This is a genomic window from Paenibacillus sp. NPDC056933 (assembly GCF_042674385.1).
Taxonomy (GTDB): domain Bacteria; phylum Bacillota; class Bacilli; order Paenibacillales; family Paenibacillaceae; genus Paenibacillus.
In genome coordinates, this window is sequence record NZ_JBHUQN010000005.1 from 207,263 (window position 1) to 229,561 (window position 22,299).

At 48.7% G+C, this 22,299-nt stretch carries 15 protein-coding genes; 3 read left to right on the top strand and 12 right to left on the bottom strand.

The genetic code is table 11. The features are described 5' to 3' along the window. Positions 1–18: 18 nt before the first annotated feature. From ACFTRD_RS27405 to ACFTRD_RS27420, 4 genes are all read right to left on the bottom strand, one after another. Positions 19–960, bottom strand: a complete 942-nt coding sequence (locus ACFTRD_RS27405) for a metallophosphoesterase (RefSeq protein WP_379385571.1) — start codon at positions 958–960, stop codon at positions 19–21. 178 nt (positions 961–1,138) lie between these two features. Continuing rightward, complete coding sequence (sdhB, locus tag ACFTRD_RS27410) at positions 1,139–1,903, bottom strand: succinate dehydrogenase iron-sulfur subunit (protein ID WP_062324117.1); 765 nt, start codon at positions 1,901–1,903, stop codon at positions 1,139–1,141. Positions 1,904–2,324: 421 nt separating this feature from the next. Then, positions 2,325–4,067, bottom strand: coding sequence for a succinate dehydrogenase flavoprotein subunit (sdhA, locus tag ACFTRD_RS27415; protein ID WP_379385574.1), 1,743 nt, complete (start codon positions 4,065–4,067; stop codon positions 2,325–2,327). Positions 4,068–4,109: 42 nt separating this feature from the next. After that, positions 4,110–4,778, bottom strand: coding sequence for a succinate dehydrogenase cytochrome b558 subunit (locus ACFTRD_RS27420; RefSeq protein WP_379385576.1), 669 nt, complete (start codon positions 4,776–4,778; stop codon positions 4,110–4,112). Positions 4,779–5,082: 304 nt separating this feature from the next. Between ACFTRD_RS27420 and ACFTRD_RS27425 the strand changes: the two genes are divergently transcribed. Beyond that, entirely contained in the window at positions 5,083–6,006 is a 924-nt protein-coding gene (locus ACFTRD_RS27425) for a LysR family transcriptional regulator (protein ID WP_379385578.1), read from the top strand. A gap of 72 nt (positions 6,007–6,078) precedes the next feature. On the opposite strand, the gene ACFTRD_RS27430 is transcribed toward ACFTRD_RS27425, so the two are convergent. Continuing rightward, a complete protein-coding gene (locus ACFTRD_RS27430; protein WP_379385580.1) occupies positions 6,079–6,750 on the bottom strand; it encodes a potassium channel family protein in 672 nt (223 codons plus the stop codon). A 17-nt stretch (positions 6,751–6,767) separates the two neighbouring features. Continuing rightward, a complete protein-coding gene (locus tag ACFTRD_RS27435; RefSeq protein WP_379385731.1) occupies positions 6,768–8,102 on the bottom strand; it encodes a TrkH family potassium uptake protein in 1,335 nt (444 codons plus the stop codon). A gap of 473 nt (positions 8,103–8,575) precedes the next feature. Here ACFTRD_RS27435 and ACFTRD_RS27440 point away from each other — a divergent pair, with 473 nt between their 5' ends. Next, complete coding sequence (locus ACFTRD_RS27440) at positions 8,576–10,273, top strand: CPBP family intramembrane glutamic endopeptidase (protein WP_379385582.1); 1,698 nt, start codon at positions 8,576–8,578, stop codon at positions 10,271–10,273. Here the strand turns inward: ACFTRD_RS27440 and uvrC are convergent. Further along, entirely contained in the window at positions 10,242–12,332 is a 2,091-nt protein-coding gene (uvrC, locus tag ACFTRD_RS27445; protein WP_379385584.1) for an excinuclease ABC subunit UvrC, read from the bottom strand. The genes ACFTRD_RS27440 and uvrC overlap by 32 nt on opposite strands. A 519-nt stretch (positions 12,333–12,851) precedes the next feature. Continuing rightward, positions 12,852–13,169: a thioredoxin gene (gene trxA / locus ACFTRD_RS27450; RefSeq protein WP_036605788.1), complete on the bottom strand. Its 318-nt coding sequence runs from the start codon at positions 13,167–13,169 to the stop codon at positions 12,852–12,854. A 263-nt stretch (positions 13,170–13,432) separates the two neighbouring features. Here trxA and ACFTRD_RS27455 point away from each other — a divergent pair, with 263 nt between their 5' ends. Continuing rightward, positions 13,433–13,588 carry a YqzM family protein gene (locus ACFTRD_RS27455; RefSeq protein ID WP_143781130.1) on the top strand — a complete coding sequence of 52 codons (156 nt, stop codon included), beginning with the start codon at positions 13,433–13,435 and terminating at the stop codon, positions 13,586–13,588. A 122-nt stretch (positions 13,589–13,710) separates the two neighbouring features. On the opposite strand, the gene dnaI is transcribed toward ACFTRD_RS27455, so the two are convergent. The 4 genes from dnaI to ACFTRD_RS27475 form a co-directional block, all read right to left on the bottom strand. Then, positions 13,711–14,661: a primosomal protein DnaI gene (dnaI, locus tag ACFTRD_RS27460; protein WP_192270546.1), complete on the bottom strand. Its 951-nt coding sequence runs from the start codon at positions 14,659–14,661 to the stop codon at positions 13,711–13,713. A gap of 229 nt (positions 14,662–14,890) precedes the next feature. After that, positions 14,891–17,713 carry an alpha-mannosidase gene (locus ACFTRD_RS27465; RefSeq protein ID WP_379385588.1) on the bottom strand — a complete coding sequence of 941 codons (2,823 nt, stop codon included), beginning with the start codon at positions 17,711–17,713 and terminating at the stop codon, positions 14,891–14,893. 4 nt (positions 17,714–17,717) lie between these two features. Then, entirely contained in the window at positions 17,718–20,891 is a 3,174-nt protein-coding gene (locus tag ACFTRD_RS27470; RefSeq protein ID WP_379385590.1) for a beta-galactosidase, read from the bottom strand. Continuing rightward, positions 20,888–22,207 (bottom strand): glycoside hydrolase family 125 protein, encoded by a 1,320-nt coding sequence (locus ACFTRD_RS27475; protein ID WP_062324108.1) that lies wholly within the window; start codon positions 22,205–22,207, stop codon positions 20,888–20,890. Before ACFTRD_RS27475 ends, ACFTRD_RS27470 begins: the two co-directional genes overlap by 4 nt. Positions 22,208–22,299: the final 92 nt, after the last annotated feature.

A 22,299-nucleotide genomic window follows, 5' to 3' on the forward strand; every position in this document is an offset into this window, starting at 1 on the left:
TGTATATTCTTTATGTTGTTAACCCCTTAGTTCAAAAACAGTCAATTCCGGCCTGCACAGAAAGCGAATGGGCAGCTGGGTCATGCCAAACCCACGGTTCACATAAACTGGCATATGCCTTTCGCCTGCATAATATAACCCTTGAATATACTTGCGTGAACCTCTCGGTGTTGTCAATGCCCCGATCCAAGGAAAACGAACCTGGCCGCCATGACTGTGTCCGGACAACTGTAGGCCAAAACCAAAAGGTGCCGAAATGTCTGCATAATCAGGCTCATGCATCAGCAGCAGCTTCCACACCTTATTATCTAATCCCCGGATTGCTGCAGCCGGATCGGGTTTGCCTGTAAGTGCATCATCCAGACCTGCTATAGCGAGGCGTGAGTTCCCTTCTTCAATAAGAGCATGACTGTTACGAAGCAACGTGAACCCGGCTTCTTGGAACATTATTTCTACTTCATTCTGTTGCCTACCCCGATAATCATGATTCCCCAATACGGCATATTTGCCATACTTCGCTTGCATGGAGGCCAGTACAGGGATACATTCCCTCATCGGTTCTGCTTCCCGCTCTACCATATCTCCGGTAAAACAAATCAGATCCGGTTGCTGTTCATGTATCGTTTCCGCCAGCTTCTCCATCTGTTTCAGCCCCGTATGGAACCCAAGATGAGCATCACTGAAGTGGGCCACACGCAGCCCTTCAAATGCTTTGGGAAATCCTGGCAGTTTCAATTCAACCTGCTTGATCTCCAAGTGACGTGGTTCCCACAGCCAGGCGTATCCTCCCGTGAGCAAACTGGCACTTGCCGTCATTAAGATCATGCGCAGCAAAAAACTGCGCCGGGAGGGTTCATGATCCTTTTCCTCTCCTGGAAAAATGGGCTTCCCTGGTTCAGACCCATTGTCTGGGCGCCGGGGCGGCGAGATCTTGCTGCCCTCACGGGTTGGTTCTCCCATGCGTCCCCCTCCTTCTTCCGCTCCACATCCATCCCCTTAGTATACCATATTCTGCATGACTAGCCCGGTTCCTCTGACCATGTAGAAAAAGAAGCCGGGATCTTAGGCTGCATACTGCCCGGGATCACGACTTCTTCTATGTTTGCAGATTCGAAGCTATGCATGTTATATGACCAGATTACACGCCCAACCAGCGTTTGAACATATGCTTGGTCGTTTGTTTGTTCATCTCGGCAATGGAGGTGGTGAGTGGAATTCCTTTTGGACAGGAGCGCACGCAGTTCTGCGAGTTACCACAGCCCTCAATACCTCCGTCTTCCATCAGTGCTTCCAGACGATCATCAGCGTTCATCTCCCCTGTTGGGTGAGCATTGAACAGGCGTACCTGCGAAAGAGCAGCCGGACCGATAAAGTCTGTTTTCTCATTAACGTTCGGGCAAGCTTCGAGACATACACCGCATGTCATGCATTTGGAGAGCTCGTAAGCCCACTGACGTTTCTTCTCCGGCATCCGAGGACCTGGACCAAGGTCATAGGTACCATCAATCGGAATCCAGGCTTTAACCCGTTTCAGGGCGTTAAACATCCGGGTACGGTCGATAACCAAGTCACGTACTACCGGAAAAGTTTTCATCGGTTCAATGCGAACCGGCTGTTCGAGCTTGTCGATTAGGGCAGCACATGCCTGACGCGGCTTGCCGTTGATGACCATGGAGCAGGCTCCACAGACTTCTTCCAGACAGTTGGATTCCCAGCAGACCGGGGCAATGGACTTGCCCTCCGTATTGACCGGATTCCGTTGGATCTCCATCAGGGCGCTAATAACGTTCATGCCGGGACGGTACGGAAGCTCAAATTCTTCGTTGTACGAAGATGACTCCGGGCTGTCCTGACGGGTGATGATAAACTTGACGGTTTTTTTTGCTGTAGCTGTGTCCGTCATATCGTTGTCCCCTCCTTTGGTGACGATGATTGGTGCTGCTGATGCGCAAAGTTACTGTTTTGGTGCACGGGAGACGCTTCGTCAGCGGAATCCCCCTCTGATCGCTGTTATCCCCAAATTTTCTGAATCAACCCTTAACAGGGTTAAAATTTAGTGATAAAGGCGAGCGCTTTCGCTTCTTCTGGGCATTTCCGCTTCCTCCGCTGCGTCGTGCACGCAGGGTCACTTTGCTGGAAACTGCACTCCATTCATGCTGGATGCAGTATTTAAGTTCTGAAGCATCGCTAAGGCGCTTTGCTTTTTCTAGGCATTTTCATTACTTTGATGGCAGTAACTTTGAAGAAGCTCTGCTTCTCCAAAGTTCTCCTGCCTTCTCCGTTCAGGTGTTTAACTATTCAATGCATGAATAGTGTGGTACTTCTTAATCCTTGGAGTAGTCCCGGATCCGTGGTGGGATCAGGGAAACGTCTACAGGCTCGTACGAGATTTTTGGACCTTCCTTCGACCAAGTAGCGATCGTTGTTTTCAGGAATTCCTCGTCGTTCCGTTCAGTGAAATCCGGTTTGTAATGCGCTCCACGGCTTTCGTTACGAAGCAGAGCACCCAGAGTCATCGCTTCTGCCAGTTCAAGCATGTTCCACAGTTGACGAGTAAACGCCGCACCCGGGTTGTTCCAGCCGGAAGTGTCGTACATGTTGATTTTGCCGTAACGCTCTTTCAATTCCTTGATCTTGCCGATGGTGGCTTCCAGTTTATCGTTGTACCGTACCACTGTCATGTTCGCCGTCATCCACTCACCGAGTTCTTTGTGAATGACATAGGCGTTTTCGTTACCCTGCATATTCAGTATGCCTTCGTATTTATCCGTTTGACGCTTCGTGTAACCGTCGAATACGGAGGAACTGATATCTGCGGACGATTTTTTGAGTCCTTTGATATATTCAACCGCTTTCGGCCCAGCGACCATACCACCGTAGATGGCGGATACGAGAGAGTTTGCACCCAATCGATTGGCGCCGTGATATTGGTACTCACACTCACCGGCTGCGAACAGCCCCGGAATGTTGGTCATTTGATTGTAATCTACCCACATGCCGCCCATCGAATAATGGACTGCCGGGAAGATTTTCATTGGGATCTTACGTGGGTCATCACCCATGAACTTCTCATAAATCTCAATGATTCCGCCGAGCTTCACGTCCAGCTCCTTCGGATCTTTGTGAGACAGGTCCAGATATACCATGTTCTCGCCGTTGACGCCGAGGCCCATATCCACGCAGACGCTGAAAATTTCACGAGTCGCGATATCACGCGGAACAAGGTTTCCGTATGATGGATATTTTTCTTCAAGGAAGTACCAAGGCTTACCGTCTTTGTAAGTCCAGATCCGTCCACCTTCACCGCGAGCCGATTCCGACATCAGGCGCAGCTTGTCATCGCCCGGAATGGCAGTCGGGTGAATCTGAATGAACTCACCGTTTGCGTAATTGACACCTTGCTGGTACACCGCACTTGCGGCCGTACCTGTATTGATAACCGAGTTGGTTGTTTTACCGAAAATAATGCCGGGACCACCGCTCGCCAGAATAACGGCTTCTGCCGGGAACGTCTGAACCTTCATCGTTTTCAGGTCCTGAGCTACGATCCCGCGGCAAACGCCTTCGTCATCCACAACAGCCTGCAGGAACTCCCAGTTCTCGTACTTCGTCACAAGACCCGCTGCTTCCCAGCGACGTACTTGCTCATCCAATGCATAGAGCAATTGTTGCCCTGTCGTTGCACCGGCAAACGCCGTACGGTGATGCTTTGTTCCACCGAAACGGCGGAAATCGAGCAATCCTTCCGGTGTCCGGTTGAACATTACACCCATCCGGTCCATCAGGTGAATGATGCCTGGTGCTGCTTCACACATGGCTTTAACTGGGGGCTGATTCGCGAGGAAGTCGCCGCCATATACCGTATCGTCAAAGTGTACCCACGGGGAGTCACCCTCACCCTTGGTATTTACCGCACCGTTGATGCCGCCCTGGGCACATACGGAGTGGGATCTTTTAACGGGAACCAGTGAAAATAAATGAACATGGACTCCGGCTTCAGCCGATTTGATCGCCGCCATCAATCCCGCGAGACCTCCGCCCACAATAATTACATTAGTTGATGCCATTGCTGTTCACTCCCTTATAAGTCAGCATTTAAGTCTAAATGCTTAAATCAGAACGGTCTTAACTGTGTCAATCATCGAAGTTGCTACCTGGAAATCCATGCTCCGGAAAGCAAGCAGAGATACGATAAACATGATGGCTACGATCGCAAACAAGCTCATGCAGATGTAGGAAGATACACGCTGCGCGCGCGGACCGACAGTAATTCCCCAGCTAACCAGGAACGACCACAAGCCGTTGGCGAAGTGATAGGACGCCGCAACCACACTGATCAGATATAAAATAAACGTTACCGGATTCATCACGATGTCATGAATGACACCGCCAAGCTCTTCGTGTGTGACATTCCCCAGCGCAACCTGGAAACGAGTCTCCCAAATATGCCAGATAACGAACACAAACGTAATGACACCGCTGACGCGCTGTAACGTATAACGCCAGTTGCGCTCATTGCCATAACGCCCCACGTTAGGCTTGGCCTGATAGGCAATGTACAAACCATATACACCGTGATAGAACAGCGGCAACCAGATGAGAAGCGTTTCAAGAACAATGACGAGTGGCAGACTGTTCAGAAATGCAACAGCACCGTTAAAGCCTTCTTTGCCGCCTTCAACTGCCGAGAAGTTCGTCACCAAATGCTCAACAAAAAACAGACTGAGCGGAATGACGCCAAGCAAGGAGTGCAGCTTTCTGGAGTAAAACCCTTTCATAAAATGTCGATCCCCTTTCGCTAAATACAACGTTTTCATAAATTAAATTCGCTTATCATGACACAAACCTTTCCCAAGGAAAGGTTCGACAAATTGTTCCATTTTCATCAGGTGTGAACAACTTGTGTCACGACTCATGTTACTCCTTTTTTTCTTATAAGGGAATTGCAATATAATTATTAAATGTTATAACCTATAGGTATAAGTTATAAACATCGGACGTGCAGGCCATACAACATGGAGAAATATTTGACAAGGAGATGCCTCACGCAAAGACGCTTATTTAGAAAAGAGGTCAGTGCTCATGTTCGAGGAATTAAATGCTTTTGCTGCGGTTGTGGAGCAGTCCAGTCTGAACCGGGCATCCAAATTGCTGAATCTGTCACAGCCCGCGTTGTCCCGCAAAATCGCTAAATTGGAGGATGAACTCGGAGTGGCCCTCTTTCATCGCCGTGGTAAACGACTCGAATTAACCAGTGTGGGCCAAGTCGCCTACACTTTTGCGATAGAACAGAAGCAGCAGCAACAGAAATTTTTGACCATGCTGGCCCAGTACAAGGATGAAGAGCAAAGCTCCATTACGCTGGGAGCCAGTCTGACGACGCTTCAAACCACATTGCCGCCTCTGGTTAATGCATTTATGGAGAAACACCCGAATGCGGAGATCAAGCTGGTGACGGGGAAAACTCATGAGATCGTCTCTTTTGTCCGAGACAAAAAAGCAGACGTTGGCATTGTCGCCTCTTCGATTAGCGAAGCCGGGCTGAACTGTGTTCCACTCTTTGACGATCATCTGGAGCTGGTTGTGCCACTAAGTCATCCCCTTTCCGGTCAGGAGGCGGGAATGGAGCATTTGCAGGATCTGCCGATGATTACATTCTCCAAGGGTACATGGTATCGCAAATTAACCGACGACCTGTTCCAGCGCTGCGCCGTGATGCCCGATATTCGCATGGAGATTGATTCATTCGAAGCGATTGTCCGTCTTCTGCCTACCTGCAAAGCCGCAGCCCTGCTTCCCAAGTCGTATCTCCGGCCTCAATTGCTAGCGGACAATGATCTCGTCTCCGTTTATCTGCCACAACTTCAGCAGACCCGGCGCACCACCTGCATGATCTATGGGGAAAAGGAAGACCTCAGCGAAACGTCCAGACAGTGGGTCAGGGAGACGGCTGCGTTATTTACAGCAAAGGCGCCGCTGCCCTCACGGAGGACCCCGACGCCTTAGCCTTTATACTAAATTACGAATGCCGAGCTTCAGAGCTCGGCATTCGTATTCCGTATCACGAGAATCAACAGATCAGCCCTCCTGGCTGATCACCTCTTCCTCAAACCGATCAATGTCATCATTCATGCCAATAATCACCATGATATCCCCCATCTGAAGCGAGTCCATAGCGGTTGGGGCGATAATGACCCCGGTTTCCTTTTGCAAGGCTACAATGCTGCAACCAAAACGTACTCGTGCATTCAGAGTGGACAGCGTTTTATTATGCAGACAGGCTGGAACCTTCATCTCTACAATACTGTAATCATCGGATAATTCGATATAATCCAGCAGATTTGGGGTGACCAGTTGATGGGCAACCCGGATTCCCATGTCGCGCTCAGGATAGACGACACGATCGATCCCCAGCTTATCCAGTGCCCGTCCATGAAGAACCGAAATAGCCTTGGCCACAACCGTTTTTACACCGAGCTCCTTCAGTAAAATGGCAGTGAGAATACTGGTCTGGATATCTGCACCGATGGCAACGATACAACAGTCGAAATTACGAATGCCCAGTGAACGCAGCACTTCCTCGTCAGTGGAATCCGCGACGACGGCATGGGTGACCAATTCACTTATGTCTTCGACGACCTCTTCATTTTTATCGATACCCAGTACCTCATAGCCTAGCTCCATTAATTCCTGTGCCAGACTGGACCCAAAGCGCCCAAGCCCAATCACTGCAAACTGCTGTGTTTTCATTGTTCTTCACGAACCCCTTATCCAATAATCATTTTGCCTTCCGGATACCTGTACAACTCTTTACCCTTTTTCTGTCCGAGTGCATACGCGAGTGTAATCGGTCCAAGACGCCCTGCAAACATGGTGAAACAGATCAAAAGCTTGCCGATCGTGGTCAGCTTCAGCGTAAGTCCCATAGACAAACCGACTGTACTAAAAGCTGATGTTGTCTCAAATAAAATCGTCAGAAAACTGCTGTCTTCCGTTGTACTGAGCACCATCGTGACCGCGATAATCAGCAACAGTGCGAGGAGCGTAATCGTCAATGCTTTGAAAATCCGTTCCTGTAAGAGCCGGTACCTGAAAAAGACAATATCTTCCCTCCCACGAATCATCGCGACAACAGCCCCGATCATAATCATAAAGGTGGTCGTTTTGATCCCGCCTCCCGTGGAACCCGGAGAGGCCCCGATAAACATCAGTATAATGATGAAAAACTGCGTCGCCTGCCTAAGGCCCGCAATATCAACCGTATTGGCACCTGCCGTCCGCGGCGTGACCGACTGGAAGAACGAACCGAGAATTTTACCACCCCAGTTCAAACCACCAAGTGTCCGGGGATTACTGAATTCAAATACAAAAATAACCAGTGCTCCAAATACGATTAACAATCCTGTTGTCAGCAATACCACTTTGGAATGCAGCGACAGCTTCTTTGTCCTCCGATACTCCACCAGATCAGACAGAACGACAAAACCGATACCCCCTGCAATAATCAGGAACATGGCTGTAAAATTCACGAGCGGATCATACACATACCCGGTTAAACTGCGGAATTCTCCGAACATATCGAACCCGGCATTGTTGAACATGGAGATGGCATGCCAATATCCATAATAAATGGCCTGCCCCATTGGCATATCGAACGACCAGCGAATGGCGAATAACGTGCCACATATGCCTTCCAAAATGAGCGAGTAGATCACAACCTTGCGAATAAGGCGGACAATCCCCTCCATCGTACTCTGGTTCATCGCTTCCTGCAAAATCAGCCGCTCACGCAGTGAGATCCGCCGTTTGAATGCAATCGCCACCAGTGTCGACATCGTCATAAAGCCAAGGCCGCCAATTTGAATCAGGATTGCAATTATAATCTGACCCAACGTCGAAAAATGAGTACCCGTATCCACTACAACCAGCCCCGTTACACAGACTGCGGAAGTCGCAGTGAAGAGTGCGTCAATAAAAGGAAGGCTGACCCCGCTTCGACTGGATGCCGGGAGCATCAACAGAAGTGTCCCGAGCAATATAATACCCGCGAACCCTAGGACCAGAATTCGGGGTGGTGATAGACGCATCCATTGAACATTCATTTTCACTTGAGTATCATCCACCTCTGCCAAAAAGAAAATGACCCCACGACGTGGAGCCTTTCTCCGAAGCGCTTTTCCAAATGACTTGACGGAATACCCAAGCACTTGAAAAGCACATTTCGGAGCGTAAACATGTATGATTTTCGCTGTAACACATATACATTAGGTTGAAATACATTTTATACTTTCTATTCGTTCCCTTGTTAACCTAAAGACATGCGGAATATTGCACATTTGCTTCAAAATTATAAGCGCTACGGCCTTTGCTTACAAAACGATTTTTCTGTAAATAGCATCGAATTCCGCCAAAAAGGGAAAAACTCAGATATGGTGATGGATGGATCAGATTGTTTCGATCGTTTTCATTCGTTTTCATGCATTTGCACGACTTCTCGTTTCATCATTGGCATTCAGGGCTTGGCCTGTGCTATGTTTACTTTAATATCCATATTAATAAAGGAGGACAATATGAAATGAATCCCTTAGGGCAGCCTTTGGTACTCAAAGCTAACTTCAAGCGTTTAGGGTTGCTTGCGGCGATTGGTCTGATTTTGTTTTTTGTTTTTCAAATCTTCCCTTCCACCTCATCGCAAACGACAGACATCCAGTCCACTTCCTTCATAAGTAAGGAAAAAGCGGCGGAGTCGGCACGATCTTTTGCAGCTTCTCTCCCCGACTATACCCTTCCAACGGATAACGGAAATGAACTGGTGACGTACCAGACTCATTCCGATATTTATGGGTATATGGCCAAAACCAAACAGTTAGAAACCTATAACAAGAAATGGGAAACAACCTATCCTTACGATGTGTACCGCGTTCGTTTGCCCGATCAGGACAAAGGCGGTTATTTGAATGTTGACGTACATATGAGAACAGGGAAAGTGGTCGGTTTTAAGCGTGAGCTGCCTTCATCCCTGTATGCATCCATCGAGGCCGAACAGGATAAAAGTAAAGTGAATGCGGCCCAACGCTTGGCTGAAGATAACCTTTCTTTAAATGAAAAAGAACAGCTTGCCGCTGGCGTACTTGGCGAATTTGGGTATAACATCCCTAAACTCCAGCTAGACACCCGTGAAGAACAAGCGGGGCTGAAATACACGGACAATGAAAAGCAAATCGGAGATTCCAAGCTGGAGCTCAACTTCACTTTTGAAAACGGAGCAGTTCGCTCCTTTGAGTCCGTCTTCTCGGTCCCTGAATCCCATACCGACTATGTGCAGAACCAGACCCGGCAAGCCAACTGGATGACTTACGGTGGTTATGCTTTTCTGACCTTTGTGCTTGGCGTGCTCGCGATCATCTACAGTATTCTGACGAGAACACATACGTCATTCAAACGCGGCATCGTCCTGTCCCTGGTGTACTTTGCGGCTTCCGTGATTGGCACACTGAACATGATTCCGCTATTTCAGGCGCAGGGTCTGTCTAACTTTATGCTCACTTTCCTGATGGTGATGCAGGCGGGGATAACGCTGGTCATGAGTGCAACCATTTATCTGTCACTCGTTGCCGGTGACGGCATGTGGCGCAAAATCGGCTTGAATCCTTGGCCTCGTGCCAAAGAACCCGGATACGGAAAATATGTACTGCACAGTATGTATACAGGCTATTTGTGGGCATTGATTCTGCTTGGCGTTCAATCTGTACTGTTCTTCATTCTGGAGCGGAGTATTGGAAGCTGGTCAACCACATCGGCTGACCAATCCACGTACAACATGAGTTATGCCTGGATCTTCCCGATTATGGCCTGGATGGCCGGGATTGGTGAAGAAACGGTCTATCGTCTGTTTGGGATTCGCATGATGCAGAAGGTTGTACGAAACACGTTCATCGCCTGCCTCATCCCAACATTGATCTGGGCACTGGGGCACACCCTGTATCCGATCTATCCGGTCATCACACGTCCAATAGAGCTGACCGTCATCGGGCTTCTGTTCAGTCTGATCATGCTGCGTCACGGCTTCATCGCAGTTGTATTCGCACATGTTATCTTTGACAGCTTGTTGATGGGCCTCAGCCTGATCTTCATGGGTGATGTGCTGAACATTTCCGCAGGACTCTTCTGGATTGTTCTTCCGGGTATCGTTGGTTATATCATTTACAAACTGAATCCAAACAAAAAAGAGAAGCCGTATGTTACGACTCCTCATCACGAAGTGCTGCAATAATCTGATTCGCCAGCTTGTCACCAATAGATAGAGGCCGGAAGTCTTCGACGCTGGCCTCTTTTATTTTGCGCAAAGAGCCAAAATGCTTCAGCAGCAGCTTGCGCCGCTTTTCTCCAATCCCTGGAATGGCATCCAGACGGGAAGTCACCATCGATTTTCCGCGCTGTTCCCTGTGGAACGAAATTGCAAAACGGTGAACCTCTTCCTGGATCCGCTGCAACAGGTAGAACTCCTGACTATCTCGCGGCAAGGAGATGACTTCCGGCGGATTGCCGATCATCAGCTGTGAGGTCTTGTGCTTCGCATCCTTCACCAAACCACATACCGGAATAAACAATCCTAATTCATTCTCCAAAATGTCCACGGCGGCCGAAATCTGGCCTTTGCCTCCATCGACAACAATCAGGTCAGGCTGGGTCAGGTTTTCTTTCAATACCCGCTCATAACGGCGCCGGATGACTTCTCTCATCGTTTCATAATCATCTGGTCCTTCAACCGAACGGACCTTGTATTTGCGGTATTCTTTCTTATCCGGTTTACCATCGGTAAATACAATCATCGCAGATACCGGATTCGTTCCCTGGATGTTTGAGTTATCAAAAGCCTCGATCCGGCGCAGCTGATCCAGCCCAATCCAGCGTCCGAGGCCTTCGGAAGCCTTCGATGTCCGCTCTTCATTACGCTCAATGAGTCGGAATTTCTCTTCCAGTGCTACACGGGCATTATCTACAGCCATTGTGATCATCTGCCGCTTCAATCCGCGTTGCGGAATGTGGACTTTAACTTCCAGCCATTCCTGCAATGCTGCTGCGACCTGAGAAGGATCTTCAAGACCTGGAGGTTGTTTATCAGCCGATAGATCTTCCTGTGCGATAACGTCGTCCTGGATAAACATCGCAGTATCTTCCGCTTCTACTTCTGGTTGGAGTTCTCCATAAGATGCACGGGACTCAGCAACACGTAACTCAATCCCAGAATCTTGCGCCAATCGCGTTGTCTGTTCGGACTCGGCTGTCACCGCCGCAGGTACCGCTCCATCAGCATCAGACACAGCATCCGCATTATCTTCACCAGCTGCCAGATCTTTTGGCATTTCCGGCAATAAAATCTCCTGAGGCAATGCTGGATTATCACTGTAGTATTGGGTCACGTAAGACATAAAGTCACTGTATGCCTCTCCGTAAAACGGGAAAGTCGATACGTGGCGTTCAATCATTTTCCCCTGACGCATATATAGAATCTGGACACACATCCAGCCTTTATCAATGGCAAAACCAAACACGTCGCGGTCTCTGGCATCCGCCATCGTAATTTTCTGTTTTTCCATCATCGCGTCAATGGCGATCACCTGATCCCGTAGTTCCTTGGCACGTTCAAAATAAAGATCCTCAGCCGCTTCCTGCATTTTGCGCTGCAAATCCTTCTTGATTTCCTCATGCCCACCGCTCAGAAAGGAACTGATCTCCTGGGAGATCTCATCATATTGCTCCTTGCCCACTTCCTTAACACAGGGAGCAAGGCACTGACCCATATGATAATACAGGCACACTTCCTTCGGCATTACGCCGCACTTTCGCAGCGGATACATCCGGTCAAGCAGTTTTTTCGTTTGGTGTGCCGCATACGAGTTCGGATAGGGTCCGAAGTATTTGGCTTTATCTTTGAGCACCCGCCGGGTCACTTCGAGCCGGGGATGCTTTTCATTTGTAATTTTAAGATAAGGAAAGGTTTTGTCATCCTTGAGCAATACGTTGTACCGTGGCATATGTTTTTTGATCAGGTTACACTCCAGAATGAGTGCTTCCATATTACTGCCGGTAACGATATATTCGAAATCACGGATTTCGGATACTAGGCGCTGTGTCTTTCCGTTATGACTGCCAATAAAATATGATCTTACGCGATTCTTCAGCACCTTGGCCTTACCTACATAGATAATGGTACCTTCACTGTTTTTCATCAGGTAACAGCCGGACATGTCGGGCAGCAAAGCAAGCTTGTGGCGGATCTGCTCCAGTGCCTTCTCCTGTTCCTCCAAGTTTTTGACGAATTCATCCATAATTCGGTGAGTCCTCCTTCCCGAAAAAAGTATAAATAAAAGGTTACACTGTACCACTCCCATTGCAGTACCATCTTCCGATCGCCGTTATCCCCGGATTTTCTATGAGTTCCTTTCTATATTACTTGAACTAAAAGATATTTCACACTGACACTACGATGACAGAACAACCTTCCAATCGCTGTTATCCCCAGATTTTTTCAGATTCCCTTTTTTCAAAGGGAAAATCCGGTGATAGCGTATGCTTCCGATGCAGCTTTCTTTCAGAAAGCTTTTGGCGACCGCTCCGCTTTTCCAGGTTTTTTCTGTCCTCTCCGTTACTGTGTAAATAGTTAGTTCCATTAATATATAAGGGAAAAGAAGCCTTGGGATAAATTCAAGCGCTGCGCTTCTTCAGATCGGCTCTGCACTCTACGTTATCGTGTAAAAATAATTATACTTTATATTGTCCTATATGAAAGTATTCGACGCAAAACGCCCCCGGCGCATAACCGGAGGCGTATGTGTAAGCCTGGTAAATTATTGGTGTTTTTCGATAATTCCTTTGAGCGCATCTTTCGAGTTCAGACCAACCACTTTATCAACCGGTTGACCATCTTTGAAGAAGATCAATGTTGGAATGCTCATTACGCCGAAGCGGGAAGCGGATTCCGGATTTTCGTCCACATTGACTTTAGCAATTTTCACTGCATCGCCAACTTCGGTGGACAGCTCTTCCAGGATTGGAGCGAGCATTTTACAAGGACCACACCAAGGCGCCCAAAAATCAACAAGAACCGTTCCTTCGCCTTCGACTTCAGCGTTGAAGGATTGATCGGATACGTTAACAATAGCCATGAAATTGTCCTCCTTATATATACTTACGGTTTATTTTAACCTGTAACGTCGTAAACGACACTTCCAGTATAACACAGGTACTCTAAACTTGTGAAACGAACGCATCAATGTTCATCTTCCCAACATCAAATCTTCACAATCGAAGCACTTGCAGGTTCACTGCAAAATCTTTACAAACGCTTTCTTTTCCAAGTATACTAAAATTACTCCGGGCTTCAGCTCCCTGTAAGGGCAAGCTGTTATCCCCATAAGGAGGCAATACCATGGATGCAAATGTGCGGATCAACGACCCGCGTGAACATGTGAACGAGGAACCCCGTAACGATCTGTTTGATCTCATTGCGGGAGTTGCTGGCATGGCCGGCCTGATGACGGTCATCTTTTTCGGGATGGTTATTTTCAAATTTCTGACCGAATAGGAGAACCTCAGGCTGCACGCAGGGCCAGAAAAGCCCGGTTTTCGCGACAAAGCGAAAGCCAGGCTTTTTTTGGGATGCGGCTATATGAGTTAAAATAAATCAGAGCAGTAACAAAATATGAATTAACGTTTGCCGCGCTGGTTCTCACCCCGAACAGAGATCACATCCACAAACGGACGAATCCGGTCCATCAAACGCTGGCCTTTGTTCATTTCCTCGCCGTCCCTGCTGGTGAAGCTAAGATGTTTCTCCAGCCCATCCAAGTTGTAGTTGGACGTATAAAATGTAGGTTTGCGATTCATACGGTAGTTCAGAATGGAACCCATCACATGATCCCGAACCCATGGGTTCAGATTCTCTGCCCCAATATCATCAAAGATAAGCAGATCGCAGCTTTTCAGAATATCCGTCGTTTCCTTCAGCTTGTTTCCTTCACTGATCATGGATTTCAGATCCTCCACAAAGTCAGGCATATAGATAATAACACCTGTGTGGCCCACAACCGCGAGTTCATGCAGCAGATAACACATCAGAAACGTCTTGCCCGTTCCAAATGATCCTTCCAAAAACAGTCCTTGCGGAGACAATCCATTCTCCTTGGTCTCGTTAATATAACGCAGAACCTGGTTCACCGCCGGAGCACGCATCCGATCCTTGCCCATAATTTCCACATCGTTATAACCTGCATTGAGTGCACGCTCGTCCACATAGAAACTGCGGATTCTCTGTTTGATGAGATGCTCATTTTGCCTGGCGACATGTTTGGAACAAGGTGCTTTTTTATCTATAATTTCGGGTTTACCGTTAAAATGCTCTACTTCCAGTTTGCAAAAGTGACCCTGGAAATCGTTAGGACAGTTGTCGAGTCCCGGGCAGTTCGCACAGTTCTTCGAATCTTTGGCATACTGATACAGCTTGCTAAGATCGGTAATAAGCTGTGCATCTTTCAGTTCAGGATGACCTGCACGGAATTCGCGTACGTACGGATCTTCCATCAATTCCGCCGCAATCCGCCGCGACTGTTCACGAAAGGAAGGATTCAGCTGCTGAAGCAGTCCTCCCAAGGATTCCATGGCTTCAAGCCCCCTTAATAGTATCAATATAGAATGAACAATTGAAATTTACGATGACCCTCATGATGGCAGGGTAACCTTCGATCGCTTGTAATTCTACTGTTCATTCTATATAAACTTGAGGAATAACTCAACATTTTCAGCTGGAAATAGCATTATCCATTCCATGACAGTACACATAACTTCAGGTAGGGCCAATCAAAGAGTTGATCCGTTCACATTTGCAAAATTAACGACGCAATCCCACGGTAACAATCTCACAAGGCCCAGCCTGTAAAGCCCATTCCTTGCGGATCAAGGCGGTGGAAGATTCATTTACAATAGAAGAATTCAGCTTCCCTGTCTCCTCCTCCAGAATGTTGCTTTGATATGCATCTTCCAATGCTTGCGGGATGGACTCAGAAGCAGCAAGCTTCAGCTCGGTTGTATCAGACCTCATATTGTACCAACGCATCATCAGATCGCCTGAATCCTCATTCACTTTCAGTGAGGAAAAAGCCAAGCCGTCCCCTTGCCACTCAAACGGTGTGTGACTCGGCGTCAGGAAACCCGGATGAACGTTTGTCTGAGTCAACGTCCAAGGAATCTGGAACTGGTAAGCTTCAATGTAGGCTCCAGATGTTGCCCCGTTCCCATCATGAGGGATAATCTCCAGCTGGAAAGAATGCTCGCCGAGACACTGAGCTTCCGGTGTCGGGAACAATCCCCAGTCTCCAAGCTCTCCCACGGCGCGAAGAAGTGTTACGGCAATCGTATTCCGTCCATCCTCAAGAACCTCATATTCATTCAGACCCAGGTTGGCTACAACCAATCCAGCCTGATCTTCGCTCACATCCACAAAACTTTGCTGATGCTGGGTATTGCTCGGATTTTGCCATTCCGGTGCAGGCGTATTATCGCGAGTAGCAATTTCGAACATCGAGTCAACGTGGTGAACAGCCGCTGTCAGATCCGTCGGGAAGAGTGCCCGCACCCGATGATCCTTCGCCTGATTGTTGAAGGTTGTTTCGAGCTTGACACCTTTTCCACTGCGGCTTAACGACACAATGGTTCGGATCTTGAGCGTAACCATTTGTTTGGAACGTTGCGCTTTGCGATGCGGGTAATAGATCAGTTCCCGCTGCTCACGATCGAGCATTTCGTCGGCGGATTCTGGAATCTGCCAATGATGCACAATTTCGTACGATGCTCTGTAAGGCGTATCTTCGATAACCCGAATTTCTGCCTGAAGATCCTTCGTAGTCAATGTCACTTCGTTCTCCGGTTGCTTGAACATGTACTCATTGCCGATATCACCGACATTTTCATACACGCCAAGATCTTTATACGTCCGGCCTGTCCGTTTATCCGTGAGCGCAAAAGACCCGTTGTCTGCAATTTTTACGCTAAAATATTCATTTTCCAAGCCACGCTCGCCACGCAGCAGTGTAGTCGAATTCGCAGTGGTATCCACAGACCCTCCAGCAACAGCATTTGAATCACTCATCGCATTGCTGTCCATACGAACCAAAGCATATGTCTTCAGGCCAAGTGCAGGCACGTTCCCTGCTTCAAACGTAATGCTGACCCGACGACAGCTGTATGGCTGACGGAATCGATCATCCGGCAGATCATAGCCGAATTGCAAACCCAGATCCTCTACCGTACACGGAACTGGCTTGCCTTCTTCATCCACCAGTATACGACCTGACAGATCAATGGCGTTCATTTTGGCAGCCATATCTTCCAATGAGAAACCTTCGCGGAAGTATAAACGGGCCGCATCCAGTTCCATCTGAACCACACCGCTGCGCTCCCATCCCGATGTATTAAACACGACTACAGGCCGCGCATCTTCGCCATACCGTTCAAATGTCGTAGTATCGACCGCAGCGGCGATTTGGCGGGTGCTATCTTCAATTAAAGACTCAGCAACATGACGGCTCTTATCAAACCGTGTGACCATTTCGCGATGCACCTCGTCTACACTACAGCCACAGATGCTGTCATGCGGATGATTCTGCATTAATGTTTTCCAGGCATAGGTGAACTGATCATGAGGATATGCATGACCTAGCAGATGCGCGAACGAAGCCAGTGGCTCAGCCACTTTTTCCAACATGGCCTGGCCCAGTTGGTTCATCTGTTTCAGATAAACGCGTGCGGAAGCCGTGTTCACCAAGGTGCCCCAGCCATCGGTACGCTGGCTGCGCAGCTCTCCTTTTACAACAGACAGCTCCAGAACCGCAGATTCTTTCAACGCTGACAGATAGTCCGGGAAGTTGGAGTGAACAAACTCGATTTCGGGATGCAATTGTTCAGCCATGCGAATGGCTTCAGGCAGATCTTTCTGAATTGGCTGATGGTCACATCCGTTCATGTACAGCAATTCATTGGTCGATGCATATTTCTCGGCGTCAGCCAGCTTGGTTTCCCAGAACTTGCGAGCTGAAGCTTCGTCCACAGGAACCTCATTACCATTGGAGTACCAGTTGGCAAATAAAACACCGAGCACTTTCGATCCATCCGGCCCTTCCCACATTAACTCTGAATAACTGGACTCATATCCGTCGTCAGACACCGTGTTGTTAAAGCCGGTTGGCTTCACACCTCGCCCGAAAAAGACATTATCGATTCCCGATTGCAGCATAAGCTGTGGAGTCTGTCCCACAAGTCCAAACGTATCGGGAAAATAACCGATCTTTGAAGGTGTTCCGTATCGTTTGGCATCCCGATGTCCGACCTGCATATTACGAACGTTCGCTTCACCACTAGTCAGGAAGGCATCCTGCAAAATATACCAGGGCCCAATGACAATACGGCCATCTCGAATATGCTTCTCCAGCCGTTCCTTCTGCTCAGGTCTGACCTGAAGATAGTCATCGATGATGATCGTCTGGCCGTCCAGGTAAAAGCTTTTGAAATCCGGCCCCTGATCGAGCTGATCCAGCAAAGCATCCACCAGTTGCACCAATCGCATATGGTGTTTCTCATACGGCAAATACCATTCCCGATCCCAGTGCGTGTGAGAAATAATATGTGCTCTCTTCGATTTGTTCGTCGGTTTGGTCATTGAATTATTCCCCCTTTTCCTCTTGTTGTACAATCTCTACCTCATCCGGGCGATACACAGCTTGCAGCTGTCCGGCACCATCTGTGGCAAACAGCACGGAGCGACTTTTCTCCAACAGGAACGTATACTGAACTCCCGTACGCTTATCTCTGACTTTCACTTCATAATCCAAAGCAAACTCTGATACAAATACGTACAGATTCCCTTTAGGGAAGCTCAGCTTCCGGCCATAAATCCCCGCCAGGTCACCGCCAGATATCCATTCCAGTTCATTCTTGATACCAGCCACTTCCAACGCATATCGATACAGGCCTGCCAGCGGCTCATCCCGGCCGTTCAACTCCAGCGGCAGCGGGCTCCAGATCAACTTACCTTTGCCTAATGGCAGTACTACTACTTCATCAGGTGTATGATTCTCTGCATGAAGCAACGTTTCCTTCGCCACCTCGGCAATCCGGCGACGACCATACGTGACGCGGTAATTCACCCCGTTAATATTCAGCAGTTCTTCCCGCTGTACGTTGCCCAGACTGCGCTCACCGACAAGATGATCTGCACGATCACTTCTCTTCCAATAAGCATCCAACCCGAGTGGACCAGTGATAAGCAGCGTTGCTCCTTCATTCTCCGCGAAGTTCAGCAGTTCACTTAACGCATCGCTGTCCATGTTGTGCGGACTCGGAACCATGATCAGCTTCGGTGGTTGCTGCTTCAACGCTTCCAGATGATACTCGGATACAGCCCGGAATGGCTGCTTCAGCTCATAAGCCATCACACGGGTCAATTTGGTGGTTGCATCGTAGGCCAGGGAACGGTTCGAGAAATCGTTGGAATACGGGAAGACTACCGCAACGTCCTCCAGCTCACGATCGGTAAACAGGTCTCGAATTGGCTCCATGAATCGGCCAAAATCGTAGGACACATCCGCTTCAGGTTTTTCCGTACCGTCCGCACGCAGCGCGCCGATATGAGATTCATTGGCATTATCCATATAGAAGTTGGTATTCCAGATCCATTGCACGGCTCCGGCACCGCCTGTTGAGAAGGCATAGGCGTATTTGCGCTCCAGAATGCTGTGAAGCTCTTCCTCTGTACGTTTGGCCCGGCCATCCGGGGTTTCCACATACATGATGCCTGTCTCCTGAATGAGATTCGGTTTATGTGGTGTTTTGGCGAAAATACCGTCCCAGATCAGGTCATCGTTGAGCCACCAGGAATGCACCGTTGTATAATCCACTTCACGCTCATAGAAGAACGGTGAAGGCCGTTGTGCCCCGAGAGCTTCATCCTGCCCCACGGTAACCAGATGATGGGGAACAAGATCCTTGATTGTGCTTACAAGCTCTCTCGCCCAAACATTATGCATCTCCATGGAAAAGAGACAATAATCGAGCCAGCGTGTTCCTTTTTTAGCCTTGTGCATGTCCTGTACATCGAAGTTAATCTCTTCCGGTTCAGGAATGACTGCTGCGGTAAAGTCCGGGAGCTGCTTAGGTGACATGTTCCATGCCTCCTGCAACGCTTCAATCGTCTGATGCCTCTGCTGAAGCCACTCGATAAACGCCTGCTGCTCATACAAATCTCTTGCCGAACGCGGCCCATCGGAGAATATGCGAACAGGATCAAACATCGACGGTTCATTAATCAAGTCCCAGTCCACATGTGTGGAATGTCTGTGACGACTAACAATGCTGCGGATGAATCGTTTCTGTGCATCTACGCTCTGCGGGTCCAAATACGGATTTGTTCCTTCCCACGTCTCGGGTGTAAAAGAAAAGAAGGTAAACGTCACTTGAAGACCATGCCGTTTTGCCGTTAACAGGAACGCATCAATCGCTCGCAGTACATCCTCGGACATGTGACCATCCACCTGCATCATATTGCGATAGGCAGTCCAGATTCCGGTCCGAATCCAGTTAATGCCCGCTTTCGCCATCTGTGCCATATCCCGATCCCACACATCCGCATTGGGAAGGAACAGAAATTTCCGTGCCACATCAGAGGTCATGTAGGTCATGCCAACAACAGGCAACGGACGACCGTCTTTGATAAAATAATCTCTGCTGCGTGTCATGACTTCCCCTTCTGCCAACAAGGCTGCGTCCTGACCCCAGAAGCCCTGCCGCAGTATGCGAACTTCTCCATCAGGTGCCTGAACACGACCCACGATTCGGTACAGCCCGCTCTCGATTGAAACCGGAAGAAGAATGCGTTCAAAACGCTGTTCGCCGGAAAGTTCCATCTCCAGTTGATGATTCCATACCTTCTCTACCGTGCCGTTTGTGTGATCTTCCCGTTCAACTGTTAGATCAAACGTCCAAAGTTCCGGCTCACTTCTTCTGCTACCCGCACGCTGTAGAATTTGGGTTTGCAGGATCAGTGAAGCTCGTTCACCCAGTTCATACGAAGCATAGTTCGGCTTCAGGGATAGTTCGGTCACACCTTTGGCGCAATACTGCGCCCAGTTTACTATTTCGGCTGCTCCATTCTGTCCCCAGAAGGTAGCTGTCAAAGGCAGATGCACAAACAGCCAGCGCGAACCGGCAAACGTACTGCGGGAGTTTTCCCATAATACGATTGGGGCTGCGATGCTGCGACCATCCTTGCTGCGGCCGCGGAGCAGCGGAGAAATCTGCGTGCTCATCGGACCTGAGGAACCCATCTGATGTGGCAAATCGCTTGTTTTGGTTGTATGAGGTACCAGATTCCACGTATCCGCACTTTCGAACAGTCCCTCTTTGCCTGCAAGGAGTGGAATATCTTCTGAGGATGTTAGTGAATCCACTTTGGCTGCAGATACCTTTAACGCCTCATGAATATAAAGTTCCTGGTGATACGCCGTTTGTTCCGACTCGGAAATCCATGTCCCATTCTCCTGACGAACAGGACGTTTGAATGGCGCGCCCCCAATGCTGATCAGACTTCCGCCCTGATGAAGAAAAGCTGCAATTTCGGTCCAAGCTGATTTTGGAAAATAAGGCGCATGCAGGTTCACGAAACATCCTTCACCAGCCGCCCTGCTCAAAGCCGAAGCCAATTCATCCGCGCCCACAACGATGATCTCTTCCGATGCTTTCCACGAATCAAGAGCACCTTGCGTTGGCAAAGTACCTTCCACCGGAAACGCCGGATCAGAGAGAATAATCAGCTTGGTTCTCTTCACCTGTGCGCTACTCATAGCAAACCATCCTTCATGGATTTATAGACCAACTGGGAGAACAGGCTGTTGGACCAGGCAAACCATTTTCTCGTAAAAATCGTCGGATCATCGGCATGGAAACCTTCATGCATATAACCTGTATCCGCATCCGTTGCTTCCAGCATCCGAATGATTTCCAGCTTCTCCTCGGCTGATTGAGCAGTTAACCCCTGCATGGACAGACCCATATGCCAGATGTAATCCGGCGGTGTATGCGGGCTGCCAATTCCTTTGGCAACTTTGCCTTCATAATAGAACGGATTCTCTTTGCTGAGCGCAAAACGTCTCGTATTCTGATAGATTGGATCATCCGCTGTGACGTAGCCAAGATAAGGAATGGACATCAGTCCTGGTGTTCCTGCATCATCCATCAGGCAGTAGTTGCCGAAACCATCCGTCTCATAGGCATAGATCGGGCCAAATTCAGGATGACGGTAAATACCGTACAGCTGAATACCATGATCTACTTCGGCTTCCAGATCCTTAAGCTCCTGCAGGAACTCCATATCCCGGAATACCCACTCCGCGAACTCCTGCATCTGACGCAGGGCAACGACGGCAAACATATTGCCTGGAATGTTGTAATGGAAATCGCATGCATCATCACTGGAACGGAAACCGGACCAGATCATGCCTGTGTAATTGACGGGCATGCCTCGTCCGTTATTGCGAATTGAATCCGTAGCAATGCCGTTATTGCGGGTAAAGCTGTACGGTGATTGCTCCATGTGATGCTGCTCCACCCGGAACAGATCCACGATTTTGCGCATGGCGGCTTTGAAGCTGGAATCGAAGATATCTGTCAGTTCGGTTTCCTTCCAATATAAATAAGCTAGACGCACGACGAAGCACAGGGAATCAATCTCGAATTTGCGCTCCCACACCCAAGGTGACATCTCGGTCACGTCGGTGGTGTTCCAGTGCCAGTCATTGGCTGTCTCATTGAAGGCGTTGGCATACGGGTCGATATGAACGTACTGAATGTGGCGCTTGATCAGACCGCCGATAATGCGTTGCAAGTCCTGATCTTCCTTGGCAAATGGAATGTAATGCACCACTTGCTCCACGGAATCACGCAGCCAGGAAGCTGGAATATCGCCGGTAATGACAAAGGTCGTGCCGTCATCCATTAATTTCGTTGTCGTTTCAATCGTATTGGGGAAACAGTTCTTGAATAACTGTAGCAGCTTCGGACGATGCGCCAACTTCTGCTCCGCTTCTTCCATCACAGCCTGTACAGCTTGTGGCAATGCAACAGGTGGCATCGGTATTTTGGGTAGTCTGAATTGTTCCATGAATGAGTGCACTCCTTAAACAAATTGAATGGTGTAGCCGTAATAAGATAAACCCATTAACTGTACACTAGGACACTACGATTGCAGTACCA